Annotated in this window: 23 protein-coding genes and 1 pseudogene; 20 read left to right on the top strand and 4 right to left on the bottom strand. The window is 33.6% G+C overall.

Features of this window, described 5'->3' with window-relative positions:
- Position 1 precedes the first annotated feature (1 nt).
- From hisC to hisIE, 6 genes are all read left to right on the top strand, one after another.
- On the top strand, positions 2–1,057 hold the full coding sequence (hisC, locus tag BUB32_RS05255) for a histidinol-phosphate transaminase (RefSeq protein ID WP_072968080.1): 1,056 nt from the start codon (positions 2–4) through the stop codon (positions 1,055–1,057).
- A complete protein-coding gene (gene hisB / locus BUB32_RS05250; protein WP_072968078.1) occupies positions 1,054–1,638 on the top strand; it encodes an imidazoleglycerol-phosphate dehydratase HisB in 585 nt (194 codons plus the stop codon). Before hisC ends, hisB begins: the two co-directional genes overlap by 4 nt.
- Positions 1,639–1,699: 61 nt before the next feature.
- Entirely contained in the window at positions 1,700–2,305 is a 606-nt protein-coding gene (gene hisH, locus BUB32_RS05245; protein ID WP_072968076.1) for an imidazole glycerol phosphate synthase subunit HisH, read from the top strand.
- Positions 2,302–3,009 (top strand): 1-(5-phosphoribosyl)-5-[(5-phosphoribosylamino)methylideneamino]imidazole-4-carboxamide isomerase, encoded by a 708-nt coding sequence (gene hisA / locus BUB32_RS05240; RefSeq protein ID WP_072968074.1) that lies wholly within the window; start codon positions 2,302–2,304, stop codon positions 3,007–3,009. Before hisH ends, hisA begins: the two co-directional genes overlap by 4 nt.
- On the top strand, positions 3,010–3,771 hold the full coding sequence (gene hisF / locus BUB32_RS05235) for an imidazole glycerol phosphate synthase subunit HisF (protein ID WP_072968064.1): 762 nt from the start codon (positions 3,010–3,012) through the stop codon (positions 3,769–3,771). It abuts the gene before it with no gap.
- Between the two features lie 22 nt (positions 3,772–3,793).
- Positions 3,794–4,453 (top strand): bifunctional phosphoribosyl-AMP cyclohydrolase/phosphoribosyl-ATP diphosphatase HisIE, encoded by a 660-nt coding sequence (gene hisIE / locus BUB32_RS05230; RefSeq protein WP_072968062.1) that lies wholly within the window; start codon positions 3,794–3,796, stop codon positions 4,451–4,453.
- Positions 4,454–4,485: 32 nt separating this feature from the next.
- Here hisIE and BUB32_RS05225 read toward each other — a convergent pair whose 3' ends face one another.
- Together BUB32_RS05225 and BUB32_RS05220 are read right to left on the bottom strand one after the other, a co-directional pair.
- Positions 4,486–5,727 carry a serine hydroxymethyltransferase gene (locus tag BUB32_RS05225; protein WP_072968052.1) on the bottom strand — a complete coding sequence of 414 codons (1,242 nt, stop codon included), beginning with the start codon at positions 5,725–5,727 and terminating at the stop codon, positions 4,486–4,488.
- Positions 5,728–6,052: 325 nt separating this feature from the next.
- Positions 6,053–6,988, bottom strand: coding sequence for a dipeptidase (locus BUB32_RS05220; RefSeq protein ID WP_072968050.1), 936 nt, complete (start codon positions 6,986–6,988; stop codon positions 6,053–6,055).
- A 158-nt stretch (positions 6,989–7,146) separates the two neighbouring features.
- Here BUB32_RS05220 and BUB32_RS05215 point away from each other — a divergent pair, with 158 nt between their 5' ends.
- Positions 7,147–8,556, top strand: coding sequence for a PIG-L deacetylase family protein (locus BUB32_RS05215; protein ID WP_072968049.1), 1,410 nt, complete (start codon positions 7,147–7,149; stop codon positions 8,554–8,556).
- Positions 8,557–8,856: 300 nt separating this feature from the next.
- Here BUB32_RS05215 and BUB32_RS05205 read toward each other — a convergent pair whose 3' ends face one another.
- Both BUB32_RS05205 and BUB32_RS05200 read right to left on the bottom strand, forming a co-directional pair.
- A complete protein-coding gene (locus tag BUB32_RS05205) occupies positions 8,857–9,942 on the bottom strand; it encodes a GerAB/ArcD/ProY family transporter (protein WP_072968048.1) in 1,086 nt (361 codons plus the stop codon).
- A 53-nt stretch (positions 9,943–9,995) separates the two neighbouring features.
- Positions 9,996–10,922, bottom strand: a complete 927-nt coding sequence (locus BUB32_RS05200) for a Na/Pi cotransporter family protein (protein ID WP_072968046.1) — start codon at positions 10,920–10,922, stop codon at positions 9,996–9,998.
- A gap of 126 nt (positions 10,923–11,048) precedes the next feature.
- Here BUB32_RS05200 and BUB32_RS05195 point away from each other — a divergent pair, with 126 nt between their 5' ends.
- The 13 genes and pseudogenes from BUB32_RS05195 to glpK all read left to right on the top strand — a co-directional run bounded on the left by BUB32_RS05195 (position 11,049) and on the right by glpK (position 25,442).
- On the top strand, positions 11,049–13,379 hold the full coding sequence (locus BUB32_RS05195; protein WP_072968044.1) for a sugar phosphate nucleotidyltransferase: 2,331 nt from the start codon (positions 11,049–11,051) through the stop codon (positions 13,377–13,379).
- Positions 13,380–13,826: 447 nt separating this feature from the next.
- Complete coding sequence (locus tag BUB32_RS13335; protein ID WP_082413696.1) at positions 13,827–13,904, top strand: potassium-transporting ATPase subunit F; 78 nt, start codon at positions 13,827–13,829, stop codon at positions 13,902–13,904.
- 13 nt (positions 13,905–13,917) lie between these two features.
- Positions 13,918–15,603: a potassium-transporting ATPase subunit KdpA gene (gene kdpA, locus BUB32_RS05190; protein WP_072968042.1), complete on the top strand. Its 1,686-nt coding sequence runs from the start codon at positions 13,918–13,920 to the stop codon at positions 15,601–15,603.
- A 15-nt stretch (positions 15,604–15,618) separates the two neighbouring features.
- Positions 15,619–17,658: a potassium-transporting ATPase subunit KdpB gene (kdpB, locus tag BUB32_RS05185; protein ID WP_072968040.1), complete on the top strand. Its 2,040-nt coding sequence runs from the start codon at positions 15,619–15,621 to the stop codon at positions 17,656–17,658.
- A gap of 15 nt (positions 17,659–17,673) precedes the next feature.
- Positions 17,674–18,252: a potassium-transporting ATPase subunit KdpC gene (gene kdpC / locus BUB32_RS05180; RefSeq protein ID WP_072968038.1), complete on the top strand. Its 579-nt coding sequence runs from the start codon at positions 17,674–17,676 to the stop codon at positions 18,250–18,252.
- 6 nt (positions 18,253–18,258) lie between these two features.
- Complete coding sequence (gene kdpDN / locus BUB32_RS05175; protein ID WP_200773853.1) at positions 18,259–19,386, top strand: KdpD-like non-kinase potassium sensor; 1,128 nt, start codon at positions 18,259–18,261, stop codon at positions 19,384–19,386.
- Positions 19,387–19,458: 72 nt separating this feature from the next.
- Positions 19,459–19,736: pseudogene (locus BUB32_RS13265) on the top strand (hypothetical protein).
- Positions 19,733–20,293 carry a CRISPR-associated protein Cas4 gene (gene cas4, locus BUB32_RS05165; protein WP_072968035.1) on the top strand — a complete coding sequence of 187 codons (561 nt, stop codon included), beginning with the start codon at positions 19,733–19,735 and terminating at the stop codon, positions 20,291–20,293. Before BUB32_RS13265 ends, cas4 begins: the two are co-directional and overlap by 4 nt.
- A gap of 71 nt (positions 20,294–20,364) precedes the next feature.
- On the top strand, positions 20,365–21,249 hold the full coding sequence (gene pdaA / locus BUB32_RS05160) for a delta-lactam-biosynthetic de-N-acetylase (protein ID WP_072968033.1): 885 nt from the start codon (positions 20,365–20,367) through the stop codon (positions 21,247–21,249).
- Positions 21,250–21,318: 69 nt separating this feature from the next.
- Positions 21,319–22,353, top strand: coding sequence for a lysylphosphatidylglycerol synthase transmembrane domain-containing protein (locus tag BUB32_RS05155; RefSeq protein ID WP_084726983.1), 1,035 nt, complete (start codon positions 21,319–21,321; stop codon positions 22,351–22,353).
- Between the two features lie 131 nt (positions 22,354–22,484).
- Positions 22,485–23,054: a glycerol-3-phosphate responsive antiterminator gene (locus BUB32_RS05150; RefSeq protein WP_072968031.1), complete on the top strand. Its 570-nt coding sequence runs from the start codon at positions 22,485–22,487 to the stop codon at positions 23,052–23,054.
- Positions 23,055–23,134: 80 nt separating this feature from the next.
- Entirely contained in the window at positions 23,135–23,866 is a 732-nt protein-coding gene (locus BUB32_RS05145) for an MIP/aquaporin family protein (RefSeq protein WP_072968028.1), read from the top strand.
- A gap of 82 nt (positions 23,867–23,948) precedes the next feature.
- Positions 23,949–25,442 carry a glycerol kinase GlpK gene (gene glpK / locus BUB32_RS05140; protein WP_072968026.1) on the top strand — a complete coding sequence of 498 codons (1,494 nt, stop codon included), beginning with the start codon at positions 23,949–23,951 and terminating at the stop codon, positions 25,440–25,442.
- Positions 25,443–25,549: the final 107 nt, after the last annotated feature.

Here is a 25,549-nt window from a genome sequence, read left to right as displayed (position 1 = left end):
AATGATTGAGAATTTGGTGAGAGAAGAAATTAAAGGATTTAAAAATTATGAAGTGCACAGTATTCCCTACAGATATAAGATGGATGCAAATGAAGTGCCTTTTGAACTTCCTGAAGAAGTGATAAAAAATATTCAAGAGATTGTAAAATCTTCTCAAGTAAATGTATATCCAGACCCTACTGCAGAAAAGTTAAAAGAAGAATTGGCACGATATTTAAAAGTAGTGCCTACAAACATATTTGTGGGAAATGGCTCGGATGAGATAATCCACCTTATTATGCTGGCTTTCATAAACAAAGGTGATGTGGTAGCATATCCTTATCCTTCTTTTGCTATGTACAGTGTATACAGCAAAATTGCAGGAGCCGTTGAAATACCTGTAAAATTAGAAGAAGATTATACTTATGATATGGGGAGTTTCACGGAAGTTATAGAAAAATATCGGCCTAAATTAATGTTTTTGTGTAACCCTAATAATCCAACAGGAAGTGTTATAGAAAGAGAAGATATAATTAAAATAATACAAAAGAGCAATGGAATTGTAGTTGTTGACGAAGCTTATTTTGAGTTTTATGGTAATACAATTGTAGATTCTATAAATAAATTTGAAAACTTGATTGTTTTAAGAACCTTATCTAAGGCTTTTGGACTTGCCGGTTTGAGAGTGGGATATGCTGTAGCTAACGAGAATATTTTAAAGTATTTAAACCTTGTGAAATCACCTTATAATATTAATTCTTTATCTCAAGTAATAGCTTTGAAGGTTTTAAGGACAGATGTTTTAAAAGAAAGAATTAACTACATTTTAGAAGAAAGAGAGCGTCTTATAAAAGAGCTAGGCAAAATTCCTTGCGTTAAAGTTTATCCCTCAAAAACGAATTTTATATTGGTAAAATTTAAAGATGCAGATTATGTGTACAAGGGACTTTTAGAAAGAGGAATTTTGGTGAGGGATTTTTCAAAGGTAGAAGGGCTTGAAGGAGCTTTAAGGATAACAGTAAGTAGCCGAGAAGCTAATGATTATTTAATAAATAGGTTAAAGGAGTTATTGCTATGAGGAAGGCGGAAGTTAAAAGAAAAACTAGAGAGACGGATATATACGTTGAACTTAATATTGACGGAAAAGGAAATTATGACATAGCTACAGGAATAGGTTTTTTTGACCACATGCTTTCTTTATTTGCCAGGCATGGACTTTTTGATTTAAAAGTGGTGGCAAAAGGAGATTTAGAGGTAGACACTCATCACACTGTTGAAGACGTAGGTATTGTATTGGGCAATGCTTTTTTAAAGGCTGCCGGCGATAAAAAATCTATTAAGAGGTTTAGTACTTTTTATGTACCCATGGACGAAGCCTTAGTGAGAGTTTCTGTAGATATAAGTGGAAGGCCTTTTTTATACTGTGATTTGCCTTTAAAAGCTGAAAGAGTTGGAAATTTTGAAACGGAAAATGTGGAGGAATTTTTGAGAGCCTTTGCTTACAACTTTGGCATTACACTGCATGTGGAGCTTTTGCATGGCAGTAATAGTCATCACATTATAGAGGCAACTTTTAAAGCACTAGGGAGGGCTCTTGAAAAAGCGCTAAAGATAGATGAAAGGGTAGAAGGGATACCTTCTACTAAAGGGATTTTATAAAGATACAGTTTAAGGGATATTGCATATACTTTACACGTAATTTAAGTGAGGCGGTGAAAAATTGATAGGGATTATTGACTATGGAATGGGAAATTTAAGAAGTGTAGAAAAAGCATTTAAATACGTAGGCTATGAGGCAAAAATTATAAAAGATGTAGCTTCGGTAAAAGAGGCTCATGCATTAGTTCTTCCTGGAGTGGGAGCTTTTCCTGATGCGATGGATACTCTCATTAAAACAGGCATGTTTGAAGAGATAAAAAGACAAATCGACAAAGGTAAGTTGTTTCTTGGGATATGTTTGGGGATGCAGCTTTTATTTGAAAAGGGTTTTGAGATAGAAGAAACTGAGGGCTTTAAGATTTTTAAAGGGCAAGTAATAGAACTTCCAAAGCATAATAAAATTCCTCACATGGGATGGAATAGTCTTGAAATAAAAAGAGAAACTCCACTTCTTAAAGGAGTGGAGAATGGAGATTATGCGTATTTTGTCCATTCTTATTATATAGCCAACAATGAGGAGAAATATGTGTATGCAGTGACTGATTATGGTGTTCAGATTCCTGCAGTTATAATTAAAGACAATGTTTTTTCTTGTCAATTCCATCCTGAGAAGAGCGGAAAAGTGGGACTTAAAATCTTAAAGAATTTTGGAGAGATGGCAAAATGATTTTAATACCTGCAATTGATATTATGGAAGGAAAATGTGTAAGGCTTACAAAAGGAGATTTTAATACCAAAGAGGTTTATTATGAAAATCCCGTTGACGTAGCTAAAATGTGGCAGGAATTAGGAGCAAAGAGAATTCATGTGGTAGATTTAGATGGTGCAAAACAAGGTCATTTGGTAAATGGTAATGTCATTGAACAGATTATAAAAAACTGTAAAGCCGAGATAGAAGTAGGTGGAGGAATAAGAAATAGAGAAACTATCGATTATCTTTTTTCTGCAGGTGTTAAGTATGTAATTTTAGGTTCGGCGGCAATATATGACGAAGACCTTCTTCTTTATTCCCTTTCCAATTATGGAGGAAGAACGATAGTAGGTATAGATTCAAAGAATGGAGAAGTTGCCGTAAGTGGATGGCTTGAAAAGACTAAAATAAAAGATATTGAGTTAGCAAAAAAAATGAAAGAAATAGGAGTAAAGACGATAATTTTCACTGATATTTCTAAAGATGGAACTCTTAACGGACCAAATTTTAAAGCTTTAGAAAATATTTTAAAAACATCTGTTCAAGTGATAGCATCAGGGGGAATATCCTCGATGGAGGATTTAAAAAAGCTTAAAGAGATGGGAGCATATGGTGCGATAATTGGAAAAGCCTTATATAGTGGAAAAATAAACTTTAAAAGTGCTTTGGAGGTAATATAAATGCTTGCAAAAAGAATAATTCCTTGTTTAGATGTGAAAGACGGAAGGGTAGTAAAAGGAGTTAACTTTTTAAATTTAAAAGATGCGGGAGACCCTGTCCAGATAGCATCAGAGTACAATGAATTAGGAGCAGATGAGCTTGTATTTTTGGACATTACTGCTTCTTATGAAAAACGAAAAATAATGATAGAAGTTGTAAAAAGGACTTCTGAAAAAGTATTTATTCCTTTAACTGTTGGTGGTGGGATTTCAGACCTTGACGATATAAAAGATATTCTAAGAGCAGGGGCTGATAAGGTTTCAATAAATACTCAAGCTGTGAAACAACCAGCCCTTATTCGTCAGGCCGCTGTGCGTTTTGGAAGCCAATGTGTGGTTGTAGCAATTGATGCCAAGAGGCGAAGTGATGGCTCGGGCTTTGATGTGTATATAAATGGCGGAAGGGTAAACACAGGACTTGATGCTGTTGAGTGGGCTAAAAAAGTAGAGTCTTTAGGAGCAGGAGAAATACTTCTTACAAGCATGGACAAAGACGGTACTAAAGATGGGTATGATATAGAACTTACAAGGAGGATAAGCGAGGCTGTAAATATTCCTGTTATAGCTTCTGGAGGTGCAGGAAAGAAAGAGCATTTTAAAGAGGTTTTTACTGAAGGCAAAGCTGATGCTGCGTTAGCGGCTTCTGTGTTTCATTACAGGGAGTTGGAAATAAAAGAAGTTAAAAAATATTTAAAAGAAGAGGGCATACCAGTGAGAATTTAAATTTATCGAAAGGATGTAGAGAATGATTGATATAGAGAAATTAAAGTTTGATGAAAAAGGACTTATTCCTGCGATTGTGCAAGACTACAACACAAAACAAGTATTAATGTTGGCTTATATGAATGAGGAAAGTTTAAAATTAAGCTTGGAAAAGGGAGAAACTTATTTTTTTAGCAGAAGTAGAAAGGAAATTTGGCATAAAGGGGAAACTTCAGGTAATACCCAAAAGATAAAAAACATATTTTATGACTGCGATGAAGACGCTTTGCTAATTGAGGTGGATCCAAAAGGGCCGGCATGCCATACAGGAAATGTAAGCTGTTTTTATAGAAGCTTTTTAGGTGAAATTGAAAATTATGACATGGAAATACTTAAAAAGCTATATGAACGGGTAAAAGATAGAAAGACAAACCCGGTAGAAGGGTCTTATACAAACTATTTATTTGAAAAAGGCCTAGATAAGATTTTAAAGAAAATTGGCGAAGAAACTACGGAGGTAGTGATAGCTTCCAAAAATGACTCCAAAGAAGAGATAGTGTATGAGGTTTCAGATTTACTTTATCATTTAATAGTTTTGTTAGTTAACAAAGGGATAAAACTTGAGGATGTATACAGTGAGCTTGGCAGAAGGTATTATAAGCCAAAGGAGTTTAAAGAAGAACATAAAGAGAGAAGAAGATAGGGAAAGCCAGTAAAAGACTTTCCCTATCTTCTTTATATGAGGTCCTCATAAAGAGGGTATTTTTTGAGCAGATTTGCTACTCTTTCTTTCGCTTTTTCTTTATAGTTTTCATCCCTTATTACATTGACTATAATGTCCGCTATTTCCACCATGTCTTCAGGTTTCATACCTCTTGTAGTAACAGCTGGAGTTCCCAGTCTCACACCAGAAGTTATATTTGGCCCTAATGGGTCAAAAGGTATAGCATTTTTGTTGCAAGTTATGTTTACTTCATCTAATCTTGTTTCTAACTCTTTGCCTGTTATTCCTGTATTTCTTAAATCCAACAACATCAAGTGGTTATCAGTTCCACCTGACACTAAATTTATTCCTCTTTCCATTAATGCATTTGCTAAAGCTTTTGCATTTTCGATAATTCTTTTTTGATATTCTTTGAATTCATCGGTAAGAGCTTCTTTAAAACAAACGGCTTTTGCTGCTATTATATGCATTAAAGGGCCACCTTGCGTTCCCGGGAAAAGTGCTTTGTCTATTGCTTTAGCGTATTTTTCTTTGCAAAGAATAGCTCCTCCTCTTGGGCCTCTTAAAGTCTTATGGGTGGTAGTCGTAACGACATCTGCATAAGGAACAGGATTAGGATGAAGACCTGCTGCTACAAGACCAGCTATATGAGCCATGTCTACCATGAGGTAAGCTCCAATCTTGTCTGCAATTTCTCTAAATTTCTTAAAATCAATTATCCTTGGGTAAGCGCTAGCACCTGCAACAATCAATTTGGGTTTATGCTTTTTCGCAAGTTTTTCTACTTCATCATAATCTATATATCCTGTATCTTCTCTTACTCTGTAAGATACGAAATTATAGAGTTGGCCTGAAAAATTGACTTTGCTTCCATGAGTGAGGTGCCCTCCATGGGCTAAATCCATTCCTAGCACAGTATCTCCTGGATTTATAAGAGCAAAGTAAGCTGCCATGTTTGCCTGTGCTCCTGAATGAGGTTGTACATTTGCGTGTTCAGCACCAAAAAGTTTTTTGAGCCTTTCTCTTGCTAACTCTTCAGCTATATCCACATATTCGCAACCGCCGTAATACCTTTTATTTGGATACCCTTCTGCGTATTTATTAGTAAGAGGGGACCCCATTGCTTCCATTACGGCTCTACTTACAAAATTTTCAGAAGCTATGAGCTCTATTTTATTTCTCTGCCTTATAAGCTCCTTTTCAATTGCGTCTGCAATTTCTGGATCAGTTTTTCTTATTATTTCAATATCCATGACTTTACCCCCTATGTTTCATTTCTACTTTTATTATAAATTTTTTGTATACTATATTCAATAACAAATCTCTCATCGCAGTGTCATAATTAACAAAAATTTAATAAAAATTTAACAAAATTAACGAGATTTTAATTTTAAAATTTACAAATTTGATTATAATATTAAGATGAACTCCCTTAAAAATACCCCCTATCCCTCAAAAAATTTTTATTGAGGTCTTGATTTTTTTGAAAAAGGACTGTATAATGTATACTTGGTCAAAACAATGACTCCCCCTTTAACATATGCAAGCCCTTGGAATATTCCAGGGCTCTTTTTGTTTTTATATCAAAATTTTCTTTATGAGATTTTCAAAATTTTTGTGAGTAATTTTAGCAATTTGTTCTTCAGTATATCCTCTTTTTATTAAGCCTTCTACAATTTTAGGAAAGTGTGATATATCTTCTAAACCTTCTGGTGTACTGCTAATCCCATCAAAGTCAGAACCAAAACCTACATAATCTTCTCCTACTAATTCGCATATATAATCTATATGATTTAAAACATCTTCTAATGTAGCTTGACCTTCATCTCTTAAAAATTGTGGAGCAAAATTTATTCCAATTACACCGCCTTTTTGAGCTATCGCTTTTATTTGCTCATCTGTCAAATTTCTTCTGTGAGAGCATAGGGTTTTAGCATTAGAATGAGAAGCTATAATTGGTTTCTCACTAAGTTCTAGTACATCCCAAAATCCTTTTTCATTAAGATGAGATACATCTACAATCATTCCTAGGCGATTCATTTCTTTTACAACTTCTCTGCCAAAAGAGGTAAGCCCCGCTTCTTTAACACCGTCTACTCCGTCTCCTAGATCGTTTCTCAAACTCCAAGTTAAAGTGAGAGCTCTTACCCCTAATTTGTAAAACATCCTAAGAAGAGAAGTTTCACCTTCTAAAGCTTCGCCGCCTTCTATAGAAAGTAATGCTCCAATTTTTCCTTCTTCTTTTGCTTTGTCTATATCTTCTCCTTTTAATATTAATCTAAATTCCTTTGTTTTTTCGATTACTTCATGCATTTTATCAATCATCTTTAAAGCCATTGTGGAAGCATTTTTTCTCATCTGTTTTGGATCTACAAATACAGCAAAAACCTGTAAGTGAACTTTGCCTTCTTTCATCCTTTGCAAATCCACATGACCTTCTTTTGACCTTTCAGCGAAATCTATTTTCTTGTCCATTAAACGATAAAGAGTATCACAGTGAAAATCAACAAGCATATTCATCCTTCCCCTTTTTTATTTTTTCTTCATAGTATGATTGTATCACAACAAAATATTTTTCAAAATTTGATATTATTAATTAAAAATTAATTATCATGTAATAATTTGTTCATAAATGTATAGTACAATAGTAGCAGGAATGGAGGCAGAGTAGCATGATAAATAAACGAACTGTTTACTTTTCTTTGTTTATTGCTTTATTAGTAGGAATATCCTATATAATGAATTGGGAAATGGCTATTGCAAACTTCACAGAAAAAGGAACCCTGCCAACTTTTGATGACCCTGGGCAAAGAATCCTCATTATAGTTCCTCATCCTGATGATGAGACTTTAGGAATGGCAGGAATTATTCAAAGAGCTATAGAACTTAAAAGACCAATCAAAGTAGTAATTGTCACAAGTGGAGAGAGTTACAAAAAAGCCGCAATGTCATTTTCTGGTAAAACAAATCCTACTCCTAAAGATTTTTATCGTTTTGGACTTGCGAGACAACAAGAAAGTATTGCAGCTATGAGAGTTTTGGGACTACCGCGACAAGATTTAATTTTTTTAGGGTTTGCTGATGGGAGTACCAGGTTTTTGTGGAGTCAGTATTGGGATAATAACCATCCAAGAGTTAGTGGAGGAACTAATGTAGCCTACGCTCCCTATGACACAGTTTATAAGCCGGGTATTCCATATACAGGGCAAAATTTAGTTAATGAACTTACGGAAATAATTAAAGATTTTAAACCTACTGATATATATTATCCTTTAGCAGATGATATACATCCTGACCATTGGGCAGTAAGCAATTTTGTGAGATACACTATTACCGCTATGAATATAAATGTGCGTGAGCATATGTTTTTAGTCCATCATCCACAATGGCCAGTGCCATGGATGGCGGAGAAAAATAGACCTATGTTACCTCCTGTAGATATGAAGGATAGCAACACAGAATGGCAATCTTTTGACTTAACTCCAAAAGAAATAGATTTGAAACAAGTGGCTATAAAGCAATATAGAACCCAAATAGATGTTATGGAACCATTTTTAATGGCTTTTGTAAGAAAAACCGAATTATTTGCTACAAAACCTGTCATCACTATTCCAGTAGTTGATTCAAAGCCAGATTTACAAAGCAGAACTTTACAGCATGCACTTTTAAAAGTGTATACGGGGGGCATGTTAAATGAAGAAATATACAGAAGTGCAGCTTTAGCGCAACTAGGAGCTTTTTATTACGACAATAAATTGTACATCGGCTTAGAATCGGCAAGGCCAATATCTAAAAAAGTAATTTACCATGTTGAAATGAGGCTATTTTATAAAGATCAAAATGATATAAAACGTATTGATTTAGGAATTGTAAATGGAAAATTATATCAGTATAAAAGGGCAGAAAATTCTTTGACAGATGTCATAGCAGCAAAACCTATAATCAATGGAAATAAAATGTGGGTTGAAGTAAAAATACCACAGGTGCACAATTTAAGATATATATTTATGGGAGCAGATTCTATTTATAGAAATCGTCTTATAGATAAAATACCTTGGAATATGTATAAAATAAGTGAATAAAAGAGAAGGCTTTTAAAGCTTTTTCTCAGACTGTAGACAAACTTTCATAAAGGAGATATTTTGCAATCGATGCGACTTGTTACAAAGCGATAACAAAACTTAGCAAGACCGAGGGCGGAGGCAGGGCCGAAGCCAAGGATGGCGGAGGCGGGCACTAAGACAAGGATGTCGAATGTGCCCGGTAACCTGCCGGAACCCGAAGGTCGAGTTTAGTTTTGTCGCTTTGGAACACCGGAACGACGATGCAAAATATCTCCTTTGAAAATTTTTTAATTTTGTCAACAAACTGAGAGAAGGCTTTTAAAGCTTTTTCTTTTCTTTTATGTTTAAAAATAGAAATGTAATCATAGGTAAAATTATTTGTAGAGGTATATGTATGTAAAAAGGAGTAAATTTAAGACCTATAAGTATGTGGGTTTGATAACTGTCGGCAATTATAGAAGAAGCAGCAAAAATCATCGACAAAACAGGGAAAAGCAGGTATTTATAACTTTTTAATTCCAACGCATTTTTTATCATGGTAAGTCCCCCATAAGTAAATACACTAATCTTAAAAAATACCCCTATAATCATTATAAATACATACAAAGTGTCTAGGTTTTTTAAATTTCCCAAATTTATTAATCTTATAACTTGATACAATGGGAATTTTTCTCTTGAAGCTTCATCTGCTCCTAAAGAGGAAATTATAATGATATTGTTAAAGGACAATAGGAGACCAGTAAAAACAGTGGTTATCAGTATTATCTTTTTTAATTTTTCCTTTTGTTTTACTTTATTAAAAACTGTAGTAAAAACAATAAGTTCACCAAAGGGAAAAGTCACAATCAGAGGAATTGCTGCTTTGATTGCGGGAACAATTCCATTTTCTAAAATTGGTAAAAGCCTTAAAAAACTAAAATTATCTCCCATCATTATCATAGTTGTTTGAAAAGCCATAATAGCTAAAATAAGAGGGAGCAAAATTTTAGCAACGCGGGCAAGTACACATATATCAAACAAGATGTAATACATTACCAATATAAGCATAAAAGAAGAAAAAATATACGTAGGTGTTCGAGAATATATTGTATTTACACTGAGTTCTACATAATCTCTTACGTTTCTCGAAGCAATATATAAAAAGTACAGAGCATAAATTAGAGATAAAGTTTTACCTATATATTTCCCATAAACAAACTCAAGTAACTGTGAAAGATTTTTTTGTGATTTTTCAAAGGAGGAGACGTACATAAATATAATTGGCAGAGAAATAAGCATTGCGATTAAAATAGAAAGCCAACAATCTTGTTTTGCTTCAATTCCCAAACAAAATAGTACTGATGTTCCAATCTCAAAAATTATCATTAAAAACAATAAATCGCTAACTTCTAATCTTTTGTTCATTGTTACCACCTTGGAAATAACTTTAATATTAGGATTCCTATTAATTGAATTTTTTATTTATCTACTAGTTTATCTATCAAAATAAAAAGTTGCTTAAGAAAAGGAATTATCAAAAGTGCAGAAAAAAGATTAAAAAATGTGTGGGCGTTTGCCACCTGCCTTGAAGGATTGTAGGGGGAGACGAGTTTTAAAAACTCTGCGAAGAAATTTGTAAAAGGTAAAAAGAGTATAGTGCTCACTATATTTAAAAAAATGTTAAAGAGAGCTATTTTTTTCCCTTCTTTGTTAGTGGCAAAGCTCAATATGATAGCCTCTGAGCAAGTTCCAATATTTAAACCATATATTATTGGTAATGCTTGAGGTAAGGTCATTAATTGAGAGGAAACTAAAACTTGTAATGTTGCTATACCTACATTGCTTGATTGGAGAATTAACGCAGTGATTATTCCAGCAAGAATTCCCCAGAAAGGATTTGAGAGATTAGCACTGATAAACTCAAAGTTAGAATTTTTTTTAAGAGGTGTTGTAGCCAGCTCCATTATCTTAAGACCAAAGAATACTAACCCAAATCCTAAGAGTACATTTCCTATAAATTTTAGTTTAATATTGTAATTTTGAAAATGTAATACAGAACCAATAAAAACTAAATAAGGGGCTATTTTAAACAGATTAAAGGCATAAAGCTGCACAGCAATAGTAGTTCCAATGTTGGAACCTATAATTATACCTGCTGCGCTTTTAAGAGTTAAAAGCTCTGCTCCTGCCATTGTTACTGCGATTACAGTGACCATGCTGCTGCTTTGAATAATCAATGTTATAAAAAAACCTATTATTATTGATTTTAATAAGTTATTTGCAAAATTATTAATAACTTGAGAAATTTTTTGCTGTGAGAAGACTTTTAATCCATTTGTTAAAGTGAAAATTCCCCAAATAAATATTCCTATTCCTGACACAAAGTATATTAAAGAGATTATCATTTTTATTCCCCCGCAAAGTTCCTTTCTTATTTCAATTTTATGTGGCCAATATCTTAAAATGAATAATTTTTCATTAAATAAAAACACTACAATTAGAGGCTAATAATATTTTTTAGAGGTGGTTAGATGAAAGGGATAATTATGGCGGGTGGAGAAGGAAGTAGACTAAGACCTTTAACAGCCGATATACCTAAACCTATGGTACCTGTTGTAAATAAACCTGCGATAAAACATATAGTGGAACATTTACATAAATATGGAGTTAAAGATTTGGCTGTTACGCTTTTTTACTTGCCTCAAAAAATTAAAAAATATTTAGAAGAAGAATATGGGGATGAAATAAAATTCTATATAGAGGATAAGCCGTTAGGGACGGCAGGCAGTGTCAAAAATGCTAGAGACTTTCTAAATGATATTTTTATTGTTATGAGCGGAGATGTAATTACTGATGTTAATATAAAAGAAGCTTATGAGTTTCACAGAAAGAAAGGGGCAAAAGTTACTCTCATATTGACAAGAGTAGATGTACCATTAGAATATGGTGTTGTGATTGTGGATGAGGAAGGCAAAATAAAAAAATTTTTAGAGAAACCCTCTTGGGGAGAAGTGTTTAGCGATACAGTAAATACGGGTATATATATAATAGAACCAGAAATATTGGAGTTTATACCTCAAGATAAACCTTTTGATTTTAGTAAAGATTTATTTCCTATGTTGCTGAAAAATGATATTCCAATGTACGGTTATATTACAGGAGGATATTGGTGTGATATAGGGAATACCAATCAATACATCACTAGTCATTTTGATATTTTAGAAGGAAGGGTAGATTTAGGATATAAAGATAAGTTACTAAAAGGAGGTAAAATAATAGGTAAAAATGTTACAATTTCTCCTGAAGCTAAAATCATCCCTCCTGTGATTATAGGGGACAATACCATAATTGAAGCTAATGCTGTGGTAGGACCTAACGCAATAATTGGTAAAAATAACCATATAAAACAAGGAAGCAGTTTAAAAAATGTTGTATTATGGGAGGAAATAATTGTAGATAAAAATTGTGAATTAAGGGGTTGTGTAGTTTGCAATAGAGTGAGAATCGGCAATAATGTCCGAATTTTTGAAAACAGTGTTATAGGAGAGAGTTGTAAAATAAAATCCTTTGCTGAAATAAAGCCAGAGGTAAAAATATGGCCCTATAAAATAATAGATGAGGGCTCTGTGATCACAAAAGATGTAGTGTGGGGGAATGGAAGGAAGCCTTTGACTTTTGGGTATAGGGGGATTAAAGGAGTTTTTAATGAGGATATTACTCCTCAAATTGCAGTTGAAATTGGAGAAGTTTTTGGAAATATAGTGAATAGCAGTGTGTTGATAGGACACGATGGAGATATTGTATCTCAATTTATAAGCGATTTAATAAGTTTTGGGCTTGTATCTGGTGGTTGTGAGGTCTTAAAAGCCAATAATACTCTTTTACCCACTTTAAGATATGGAATTAAGAAAAATAAGTGTGGAGGAGGAATCTATGTAGAAGAAGAAGAAGGAAATTTAAGGATTTTGTTTCTCGATAAAGAAGGGTGTGATATCGATAGAAACTTAGAAAAAAAAATAGAGAACAAATTGAGGGTATATGATATTGAACGAGTTGATGGGAAAAATTTAAAATCTATAAAAGAAATTGATATAAACAACGATTATCTTAACTTTCTTTTTGAAAAAAGGACTGCATATAAAAGTTTTAAAATTAAACCTTACAATGAAAAAACAAAACTGCTATTAGAAGCCATAGGTAAAAATGAGTTTTTTATAGCAGAGGAGTCTTATGATGTAGGGGTACTTTTTTATAAAAATGGAGAAAAAGTTAAACTCTACGACGAAAAGGGAAGAGAATTTGATGAAGATGAACTTGAGTTTATAAGAATGTTAATTGCTAAAGAGCGAGGGGTTAAAAAATTTGTACTTCCTTTTGATAGTTCCAAATATTTGACAGAATTTGCGAAGGAATTTGCAATTGAAACTGTAAGCAGCAAAATTTCTCATAAAGATAGAATGAAAACAATAGTGTCGAAGGAAGGTATAGAAAAAGACCTACAGATTAATTTAGATTTTGACGGCTTTAGTTTTTTACTAGACCTTTTAGAATACTTACAACATACCTCTCAAAAACTTTCCTCTATAAAAGATAGTTTTCCTTTAAGATATAGAATATCCAAAAGTATAAAATGCGATTGGAGAGATAAAGGGAAAATAATAAGAATGCTTTTTGAAAAGGCTGATGAAGGGGCAGAATTTTTAGATGGTTTAAAGTTTAATAAAGAAGATTCATGGGTCTTAGTAGTACCGGATTATGAATTACCTGCTTGTAATATTTATATAGAAGCTCCTACAAAAGAGAGAGCTGAAGAGCTATTTTCAATGTATGAAAAAGAAATTAAAAATATTATACAAAACTAAAATTTCTTTTTGCGTTTTATAAAAACAATTGGAAAGTGATGTAAAGCGATAGATTACATAGTATACAATAGTTGTAACGCTTTACATCCTATTTTTTTGCGCAAAAAAGGATTTAAAGGCATAAAAGCCTTTTTGATGTTTATTGAGTTGAATAATATAATATATATGGTACAATTAATAGTAAATAAATTAACAAAAATGATGGAAGACATGACAATATGTAAAAGTGTTGTCATGTAGTCCGCCTCATAAAAAAGAGTGCGGGCTTTTTATGTTTAAATTTAATATTTTTATAAAAAATCGATAATAATAATTAGAGGTGAAGAAGAATATGGATTTTATAATTCTATTAGGATTTGTAACATTGTACTATGTTGTAAAAGGAATAGTTAAATGGTGTTGTTATTTGGTAGAAGCTAATTCTTATGAAGTAGGGGTGTATTAAAGGTGGCCTTGTTGTATGTAGTTTTTTTTCTTTTACTCCTTTATTTGTTTTATGCTTTAATACATCCGGAAGAATTTTAAGGGAGGAAAGTACATGTATTCGAATATAGAACTTTTTGTTATGATATTGGTAATAGCTCTTTTAACTAAACCTTTTGGTACTTATATGTATAAAATATTTGAGTATAAGCCGATGAAATTGGATAAAGTTTTTTTACCTGTAGAAAATTTTATATATAAACTTTCAGGGATCAATGCAGAAGAAGAAATGAGTTGGAAAAAATATGCATTGTCCTTTTTGCTTGTTAATACTGTGATGATGATAATTGGGTATATTATATTGCGAATACAGGGATTTTTGCCTTTAAATCCCACCGGAGTTAAAAACATGGAGTCTTCTCTTGCTTTTAACACGACAATAAGCTTTATGACAAATACAAATCTTCAGCACTATGCTGGGGAAAATGGTATTACATTTTTAAGTCAGATGATTGTAATTATATTTTTGATGTTTACTTCTGCGGCTTCAGGGTTAGTAACTGCAGCAGCTATAATGAGAGGACTTAGTAAAAAGACAAAATTACTAGGGAATTTTTATGCGGATTTTGTAAGAGTGACTGTAAGGCTTTTGCTTCCTATTTCCATGGTTGTCACTCTTATATTAGTATGGCAAGGAGTACCTCAAACTTTTGCAGGAAAAATAGTTGTAGATACATTGGAAGGTAGCAGACAAACTATTATAACAGGTCCCGTAGCTGTATTAGAGTCAATTAAACACTTAGGCACAAATGGCGGTGGATTTTTTGGGGCGAATTCTTCGCACCCCTTTGAAAATCCTACTTGGCTTACCAATATGATTGAGATGCTTCTTATGATGCTTTTACCTGCATCTTTAATTTACACTTATGGATTGATGATAAACAATAAAAAACACGCTTTGGTATTATACATTTCCTTGTTTGTGATTTTTATTCTTTTGGCTGTTGGAGCAGTTTATGCGGAAAGTCATCCAGGAGTGGCATATTCCAAATTACATATTGATGGTACACCTTATGGAAATTATGAAGGAAAAGAAGTGCGCTTTGGAGTCTCACAATCTCCACTATTTGCGACTGTGACTACTGCTTTTACAACAGGTTCTGTTGACAGTATGCACGATTCTTATACACCTTTAGGAGGAGCAGTGCCACTTATCCTCATGATGTTAAATACTATTTTTGGAGGAGACGGAGCAGGACTTCAGAATATAATAATGTATGCAATATTGACGGTATTTTTGACAGGGCTTATGGTAGGAAGAACTCCAGAATATTTAGGGAGAAAAATTGAAACTAAAGAAATAAAACTTATTGCCATCGCAATATTAGTTCATCCTTTTTTGATACTTTTTTCTTCTGCTTTGACAGTGATGCTAAAAGTGGGAGCTTCTTCTGTAACGAATCCACTGTACCATGGACTTACACAAGTTTTGTATGAGTTTTCTTCTGCGGCGGCAAATAATGGTTCTGAATTTGCGGGATTTATAGGAAACACTGTGTTTATGAATATAATGACAGGTTTGGTTATGTTCTTTGGAAGATATATAACCATTATTCTTATGTTAGCTGTTGCAGGTTCTATGGCGGAGAAAATTCCTGCACCGCCATCGCCAGGTACTTTTAGAACAGACAATGCTTTGTTTGGAGCAATTTTTATAGCGATTGTTGTAATTGTCGGAGCTCTTACTTTCTTCCCAGCGATAATATTAGGACCTATTTCTGAGTTTTTGAGCATGACGTAATGGAGGTAACGCTTTATGAAAAGAAAAAGAGAAATAAAAACGATGAGTAGAGAAATTGTATTAGGTGCTATCAAAAACTCTTTTGTGAAACTTAATCCTCTTAAAATGTATAAAAACCCTGTGATGTTTGTGGTAGAGGTAGGTATGTTTATTACACTGTTGGCTACAATATTTCCTACTTATTTTGGAAGTACTTACGACGAAGTGGGATACAACGCTTTAATCACTTTTATATTGTTTGTAACAGTGCTTTTTGCTAATTTTGCAGAGGCACTGGCAGAAGGAAGAGGGAAAGCTCAAGCAGATACCCTTAAAAAGACAAAAAAAGAGACTATGGCAAAACTCATTAAAAGTGATGGAAGTATAAAAATGGTTAAATCTTCTGAGCTTAAAAAAGGGGATATAGTGCTTTGTGAGGCAGGAGATATAATTCCGGCTGATGGAGAAATAATAGAAGGACTTGCTGCAATTGATGAGTCTGCAATAACAGGTGAATCTGCACCAGTTATAAAAGAAGCTGGTGGTGATTTTAGCTCAGTTACTGGTGGAACAAAAGTAATAAGCGATAGCATTAAAGTCCAAGTGACAGTAGACGAAGGGGAATCTTTTTTAGACAGAATGATAAAAATGGTGGAAGGAGCAAAAAGGCAAAAATCTCCTAATGAAATTGCTTTGACCACTGTATTAGTCAGTTTAACAATAATTTTTATAATTGTTGTTATGACCTTATACCCTATGGCTAAATTTGTCCATGTAAGAATAAGCGCTACTACATTGATTGCTTTGCTAGTTTGTTTAATACCAACTACAATTGGGGGCCTTCTTTCTGCGATAGGTATTGCAGGTATGGATAGAGTTACACGCTTTAATGTAATTGCCATGTCTGGAAAGGCAGTAGAAGCTGCAGGGGATATCGACACAATGCTTTTAGATAAAACAGGCACAATCACTTTTGGAAATAGATTAGCAGCTGATTTTATACCAGTTGGCGGTCATAAAAAAGAAGAAGTTACATATTATGCTCTTGTATCCTCTTTAAAAGATTTAACTCCCGAAGGAAGGTCAATAGTAGATTTAGCCAAAAAAATGGGCGTAAAGGTACCAGAAGATATTTTGGATGGAGCGGAAGTTATAGAATTTACTGCAGAAACAAGGATGAGCGGACTAAACTTAAAAGATGGGACTATTGTAAGAAAAGGGTCTTATGATAAAGTTAAAGAATATGTAAAATCACAAGGAGGAAGCCTACCAGATGATTTAGAAAAAGAAGTTGAAAAAATTGCTTTGTTAGGTGGCACTCCTCTTATCGTAGTAAAAGACAAGGAAGTATTAGGGATAATATACCTTAAAGATACTATAAAACCTGGGATGAAAGAGCGTTTTAAACAGCTTAGAGCGATGGGGATTAAAACTATCATGGTGACAGGCGATAATCCTTTAACTGCAAAAACAATAGCAGAAGAGGCTGGTGTTGACGAATTCATTGCAGAAAGTAAACCAGAGGATAAGATAAATGTGATTAAAAGGGAACAGGCGGCAGGAAGGCTTGTTGCAATGACAGGAGATGGAACAAATGATGCACCAGCTCTTGCCCAAGCAGATGTAGGACTTGCAATGAATAGTGGTACAATGGCTGCTAAAGAAGCTGCAAACATGGTGGACCTCGATTCTGACCCTACAAAGATTATTGAAGTAGTAGCAATTGGTAAACAGCTTCTCATGACGAGAGGAGCGTTGACTACTTTTAGCATTGCCAACGACGTTGCTAAATATTTTGCAATACTTCCTGCTATTATATCTGGTACATTGCCATCAATAAGGGTGTTGGATATAATGAAGCTCTCCTCACCGACTAGTGCAATATTATCAGCTTTAATATTTAACGCCATTATAATCCCTATTTTGATTCCCATTGCTATGAGAGGAGTAAAATATAGGCCAATGAGTGCTAATGCGCTACTACTAAGAAATTTGCTGATTTACGGGCTAGGAGGATTAATTGCTCCTTTTATTGGGATAAAACTTATTGACTTAATAATATCTTCTATCTTTTAATTTGGAGGATTTGATATGAGTGAGTTTAAAAGGGCGATTAAATTTACGCTTGTTTTAATAGTGTTAATAGGTCTTGTATACCCTTTTGTTATGACAGCAATTGCAAATTTAATATTTCCTTATCAGGCAAAAGGTAGTATAATTAAAGTAGATGGTAAGGCAGTGGGCTCTGAGCTCATTGGACAAAAATTCACTGATTCTAAATGGTTTATGGGAAGACCTTCTGCTGTGGATTACAATGCAGAGTCTTCAGGTGGTACTAATTATGCTTTATCTAATCCTAAATTTAAAGAAGAAGTGGAAAGAAATATTGAGGAGTTTTTAAAGAAAAACCCTGGAGTAAAAAGAAGTGACATACCTGCAGATATAGTTACTTCTTCTGCCTCAGGATTAGACCCCCATATTTCTCCGCAAGCCGCATATTTACAAGTTGAAAGAGTAGCTAAAGCAAACAATTTACCGGAAAAAGTTGTAAAAAAACTTGTGGATGAAAATATTGAAGGCAGATTTTTAGGCATTTTTGGAGAACCCAGGGTGAATGTGCTTAAATTAAATTTAAACTTATTAGAAGAAATTAAGAAAAATAAAAAGTGAGGCTTTATGATGGCAAAAAAGTCCCCTGATTATTTTTTAAGAGAAATAGAAAGAGCGAATAAAGGAAGGCTGAAAATTTATCTTGGTGCTGCTCCCGGTGTTGGCAAGACCTATCACATGTTGCAAGATGCCAATGAAATGAAGGCAAGAGGTATAGATGTGGTAATAGGTTTTGTAGAAACCTATGGGAGAAAAGACACTGAGGAACAGATAGGGGACCTTGAAGTTATTCCGTTAAAGGAAATAAATTACAAAGGTGCAATTCTTAAGGAAATGGATTTGGAGGCTATTTTAAAGAGAAAACCCCAGGTTGTGGTGGTAGACGAATTAGCTCATACAAATGCGCCTGGTTCTAAAAATGAAAAGAGATATCAAGATGTTTTGGAGCTTATTGATAACGGCATAAGTGTGATGACTGCTGTCAACATCCAGCATTTTGAAAGTCTTAATGACTATATAAACCGCATGACAAATGTAAGGGTAAGAGAAACTATTCCTGACAAACTTCTGGAAATATGCGATGAAGTAGAAGTAGTTGATGTTTCCCCGGAGACTTTGATAGAGAGACTTAAAAATGGAAAAATTTATAGTCCCGATAAGATTGAAACTGCTCTTAACAATTTTTTTAGAGTTGGTAACCTTTCCGCGTTAAGAGAACTTACCTTAAGAGAAGTAGCCAATGAGGTTGACGATAGGCTTTTGGAATATAGAAACAGGAAAAATGTTATAGGATTAAAAGGCGCACAAGAAAAGATATTGGTTTGCGTAAATTTAAGATTTAATGCAGAGTATCTGATACGAAGAGGTTATAGGTTAGCTAAAATGCTTAAAGCAGACCTCTTTGTTTTGCATGTTTACAATGATGATGACTTAAGAGACCATAAAAAACTCAAAAAATTAGATGAAATCACAATGCTGTGCAACAAATTAGAAGCAAAGTTTTATATGGTCAAATCAAATGACCCTGCTAAGGCTATAATAAAATTTGCTGAAGAAAATGCAATTACTCAAATTGTAGTAGGACAGTCTGTAAGAAGAAGAATTGACGAAATAATAAGAGGTTCTATTGTTAGAAGAATAATGAAAGGTACCAAATTCATAGATGTTCTTGTTGTAGCCGATCCACGGGGGTAAAAATGGGTTTTACCCCGTTTTTTTTATATGGTATAATAAGTCCGTAAAAATATTTTTTAAAGGTGTTATATTATGAAAAAAGAGGATAAGTATATATCTGCCACAGAGATAAATCAATTTCTTTATTGCCCCTATCAGTGGTATTATATAAAAAATATGGAATAGAGTATATCAATAGTTTGAGAGAGCCAAAAGAACAAGATTTGCAATTTAGTAACTTTAAGAAAGGGATAGAATATCATGAAAAATATTATAAGGATATTCTAAAATTGCGATATAAAAAGTATGCGATTATTTTTGGAATTATAGCTATTTTATTGATAATTGCGATTATGAGGGTTTTAAAATGATTCTCAATATAGTTTTTTTATTTTTTACTATATATTTGCTTATTCAGTCAGTTATAGAACATAGGCCTTTTTATAAAAAAATGAGAAGAAGCATAGGATTTCGAGGAGGCAAAATAATCTACATAGATAAATCGCAAGAGGTAAAAGAAAAGGGAGTAGTATATGGAAAGTTATTAAAGTCTGACAAATATGGCTTATCTGGAAAGCCTGATTATATTTATCAACTGGGAGAAGAATTAGTTCCTGTAGAATTAAAAAGTAGTGAAGCTGGTGATTCACCTTATTATAAAGATGTTATGCAGTTAGTTGCATATTTTTTAATAATAGAAGATGTATACCAAAAAAGAGTAAGAAGAGGGCGAATAGTTTATAGGAATACTATGTTTGAGGTTTATAATAGGCGACACTTAAGAAAAGAACTTTTTAATATATTAAGGCAAATGAAAAAAATGCAAGAAGGAGATTATTCTCCAGAAGTAAATCCTTCTTTTGCTTTATGTAAATCCTGCCCTTGCAGAGATACTGTATGTGAAGTGTACAAAAATACTTCCAAATAAAGATAGAATATTATGTTTATATAGAGAAAAAATAAAAAAGAAATATAGAAAAATTGAAATGAGGTATGGCTATGGTAAGAAAAATATTCTCTATCTTAATGGGAATTTTGTTATGTTTTTCAATTGCTTCTTGTGGAATAACTAAAAAAGACATTACAAGGGCAGAAGAACAAAAAGTGCAAGACAAAGTTTTACAAAAGCCTGCTGAGAAACCTAAAGAAAAGGTGTCTAATACGGTTAACAAGACTGTTTATACCAACACAGAAAATCTGGATAACACTTTGTATAGTTGGGGCCTAAGAGTGTTGCCAAACCATCAAACTCCGGAAATTACTCCTCGGGCGATGGAACTTATAAAAAAATACGATGCGATTTTTGTAGGAGACATGACAAAAAAGGTAGTTTATTTGACGTTTGATGAAGGATATGAAAATGGCTATACACCTAAAATATTAGATATACTCAAAGAAAATAATGTAAAAGCTGCTTTTTTTGTAACTGGACCCTATGTAAAAGACCAGGCTGATTTAGTTAAAAGGATGGTGGAGGAAGGACATATAGTTGGGAATCACACAGTGAATCATCCAAGCTTACCCACCTTATCTGATGAAAAAGTAAAAGAGGAAATAACTAAGTTAGGAGATATGTTTGAAGAGCTGACAGGCAAAAAGATGAAATATTTTAGACCGCCAAAAGGTGAGTATAGTGAGAGAACCTTGTATATTACAAAATCGTTAGGTTATAGAACGGTTTTTTGGAGTTTAGCGATGGCTGATTGGCAGCCACTTCCCGGAGGACCAGAGGAAAGCTATAATACTGTTATGAAAAGGCTTCACCCGGGAGCTGTCATACTTTTACATGCTGTTTCAAAAGACAATGCTTTAGCCCTTGATCGAATAATTAAAAGTATTAAAGCCGAGGGATATGAATTTAAAACTCTAGATGATATACCGTGAAAAATGTAAAATAAAGCCTTTGCGATATAGAAAAACCTACATCGCAAAGGCGAAATTGGGGGAATTATTTTGGAGACAATTCTTGAGAAGAAAAATTTATATATGATGGCTTTTGCATTACTTTTAAGCATTGGCTCAATTTTAGTTTTGTTAAAAGTTACAGGCGTTAAAGAAATTGAAATGGCTTTTCACATACCTCTTTTTTACCTTGGAATAATTTTCGGGTTGATAATATTAACCTTGATAGTGGATACTTTGCGAATAAGAGATTTATTGAAAGAATTAGGAGAAAACTTGCCTTTTGATTATCTTTTTAAATTTAATCTTGCGACTTTTTTTATAAGCTACATAACACCTTTTGGCTCAGGAGCTTTACCTCTCATTGTATATTTACTTAGTAAAAAAGGAGTTTCACCAAATAAAAGCTTAATGATTTTTACTGCTAAGCTTTTGTTCTCAGGGATTTTTTTTGGGACTGTACCTCCTATATTACTTATTTTTTTTAGAAATCAATTAGAATTAGGAACTGTTCTTTCTTATTTTGCAGTGTTAGTAAGTATATTTTTGATGTTTTTGTTATTTATATTAATTTATATCATACTAAAACCCCGCTTTGTCATTGAGATTGTTAATAAAATAAGCAATATTTCGTTTTTTAAAAAGCCTAAACTGGAAAAGTATTTTGAAAAAATAAAAGAAGAAATCATACTTTATCATAAAAATTTTAATGACCTTTTTATAGGACCTTCCAGTTATAAGCTGTTTTTTTCTCAATTATTTTATGCAGTAGCTTATTGGTTGCTTTTTTACAGCATTGCTCCAGTTTTATTATTAGCTATGAATATACCTTTTAATTTACTAGCAGTAATTGGAAGGCAACTCATATTTTATGACATTTTGGCGTATAGTTTTATTCCAAGTGGTTCTGGTGTAGTAGAAATAGGTTTTGCAACAATTTTTTCAAATATACTTCCTCCCAGTAAATTAGGAATTTTTGTGGGCATGTGGAGGTTTTTTACTTATTATGTTTACTTGGGAATTTCGGCTATAGGATTTTTTATGGCAATAAAAAATCAAGATGCAAAGAGAATGTTAATTAAATAACATTTTGGTACTAATTATCATGATAAAAAATAATGTTTGATATTTTATACCAATAGTTATTTTTTTTTGCTCATTTTACTGAAGAATTTTTTGGCATATTACTTGCATAAAGAAAAGATGGGGGTATAAAAATGAGAGAAAAGATTCTGGATGCAATGAGAGACTTCCCGATAATAGCTGCAGTGCGAGAGACAAAAGATTTAAATACTGCTCTTTCTTCAAATGCACAGGTGATATTTTTACTTACTGGTGACATAATGAACATTTCTGAAATAGTTCAAGAGGTCAAAAGACATGATAAAATTGTTTTTGTGCATTTTGATTTGCTTGAAGGTTTAGGAAAGGACAACAAAGCAGTAGAGTATTTGGCTGAAAAAATAAAGCCCCATGGTATAATCTCTACTCGCAACAATATTTTGATACACGCTAAACAATTTGATCTTTTCTGCATCCAGAGACTTTTCATTTTAGATTCACAGGCGTTAAAAACAGGACTTTCTTCAGCAAAACAAATAGAAGCAGATTCAATAGAAATACTTCCTGGTATAATGCCCCCAGTAATAGAAGAAATTTCATTTGAATTGCGTCAGCCTGTTATTGCCGGAGGATTAGTCAAGACAAAAGAGGAAGTTATAAATGTACTTAAAGCTGGTGCTATTGCCGTATCAACGAGTGAAAAAAATCTGTGGTTTATTGAGTGAGAGGAGTGATAGGCTAGAAATACGGCATATTTATTCAAAAATATACTAATTTAAATTTTGGAATTATGGAGGGATATTCTATGAGTGACCTTGCAAAATATGTTGCTGAATTTTTTGGTACTATGATACTTATTTGGTTAGGTGATGGCGTGGTTGCAAACGTTGTCTTAAACAAATCTAAAGGGCAAAGCAGCGGCTGGATTGTAATCACCGCTGGATGGGGATTTGCAGTAATGGTAGCTGTTTATGTAGTTGGGTGGATAAGTGGTGCTCACTTAAATCCAGCTGTGACAATTGGCTTAGCAACGATAGGCAAGTTTTCATGGAGTTTGGTGCCAGGCTATATTATAGCGCAAGTTTTAGGAGCTTTTGTGGGAGCAATAATTGTTTATTTGATGTACATGGATCATTATGCAGCAACTGAAGATCCCACAGCTAAGCTTGGTACTTTTGCAACAATACCCGCTATAAGAAAGTTGGGTAAGAATTTTATGACAGAGGCATTTGGTACTGCTATGCTTTTAATAGGAATACTGGGTATAACAAATGGCAACAATCAATTAGTTGGAGGATTAGGACCACTTCTGATTGGTTTACTTATCTGGGCAATAGGTTTAAGCTTAGGTGGACCTACAGGTTATGCAATTAATCCAGCAAGAGACTTTGGTCCAAGGCTTGCTCATGCTATTCTTCCTATCCCAGGGAAAGGAGATTCTGATTGGGGATATGGTTTAATAGTTCCAATATTTGGGCCGATAGTTGGAGGAATACTTGGAGCTGTAGTTTACCAACTTATTATAAATATACACTAATACAAAAGTTTATAGAGTTTAAATCGGCGAGAATTTATCTCTCGCCGATATGATATTATAAAAATTGTAAGGAGGAAAAAAGATGGCAAAGTACATTATGGCTTTCGACCAAGGGACAACAAGTTCCCGTGCAATAATTTTTGACCATAGCGGTAAAATTATTGCTTCGCTAAACAAGGAGTTTAAGCAAATTTATCCTAAGCCAGGTTGGGTAGAACACGATCCAATGGAAATATGGGAATCCCAAATAGAGGTTGCCAAAGGAGTGATAGAAAAAGCAGGTATTGATCCGGGAGATATTGCAGCTATTGGTATTACAAATCAGAGAGAGACAACTGTTGTATGGGATAAAAATACAGGAAAACCTATTTACAATGCAATAGTGTGGCAATGTAGAAGGACAGCTCCTATATGCGATGAACTAAAAAACAAGGGTTTTGACAAGAAAATTAGAGAAAAGACAGGACTTGTAGTAGATGCATATTTTTCAGGAACTAAAGTAAAATGGATTTTGGATAATGTTGAAGGAGCAAGAGAAAAAGCAGAAAAAGGAGAATTGCTTTTTGGAAATATTGATACCTGGCTTATTTGGAATTTGACAAGTGGCAAGGTACACGTAACTGACTATTCTAATGCGTCAAGAACGATGCTTTTTAACATACATGAGCTTAAATGGGATAAAGAGATATTGGCTGAACTTAACATACCAGAGCAAATGCTTCCGGAAGTTAAGCCTTCCAGTTATGTATATGGCTATACTGATAAAAATATATTTGGAGTAGAGATACCTATTGCGGGAGATGCGGGAGACCAGCAAGCAGCATTGTTTGGTCAAGCCTGTTTTAAACCTGGAATGGCAAAGAACACATATGGAACAGGTTGCTTTATGCTTATGAATACAGGAGAAAAAGCTGTGCCTTCAAATACTGGACTTCTCACTACAATTGCTTGGGGAATTGATGGGAAAGTAGAATATGCTTTAGAGGGTAGTATATTTATAGCAGGTGCTGCGATACAGTGGTTGAGAGACGAACTTAGAATAATTGACAATTCACCGCAAAGTGAAGAATATGCGCTGAAAGTTGAAGACACAAACGGTGTATATGTTGTTCCTGCTTTTGTAGGACTTGGAGCACCTTATTGGGATATGTATGCAAGGGGCACGATTGTAGGACTTACAAGAGGCGCAAAAAGAGAGCATATAATAAGGGCAACACTGGAGTCTATTGCTTATCAAACAAGAGATGTATTAGAGGCTATGCAAGAGGATTCAGGAATCAAATTACAAGCTTTAAAAGTTGACGGTGGAGCAAGTGCTAATAACTTCTTGATGCAATTCCAATCTGACATTTTAGGTGTTCCAGTTGACAGACCTCAAGTAATTGAAACTACTGCTCTTGGCGCTTCTTATCTTGCAGGATTGGCAGTAGGATTTTGGAACAACAAAGAAGAAATAGAGAAGAATTGGAATGTTGATAAGCATTTTGAACCAGCTATGGATAATGAAAAGAGAGAAAAATTGTATAAAGGTTGGAAAAAGGCTGTAGAAAGGGCTATGAAATGGGCTGAAGAATAAAATAAAAAATTGATAAAAAGTAGCAGGAATTTTAAGATGTTTGTAGAATATATTTATTAAAGAGAAGAAAAAATAAATATGAGTATGGTGGAGATTTGGAGAACCAT

The organism is Thermoanaerobacter uzonensis DSM 18761 (assembly GCF_900129115.1).
In the GTDB taxonomy this organism is placed as follows: Bacteria; Bacillota; Thermoanaerobacteria; order Thermoanaerobacterales; family Thermoanaerobacteraceae; genus Thermoanaerobacter; species Thermoanaerobacter uzonensis.
This window is presented reverse-complemented; position numbering and strand designations above follow the sequence as displayed.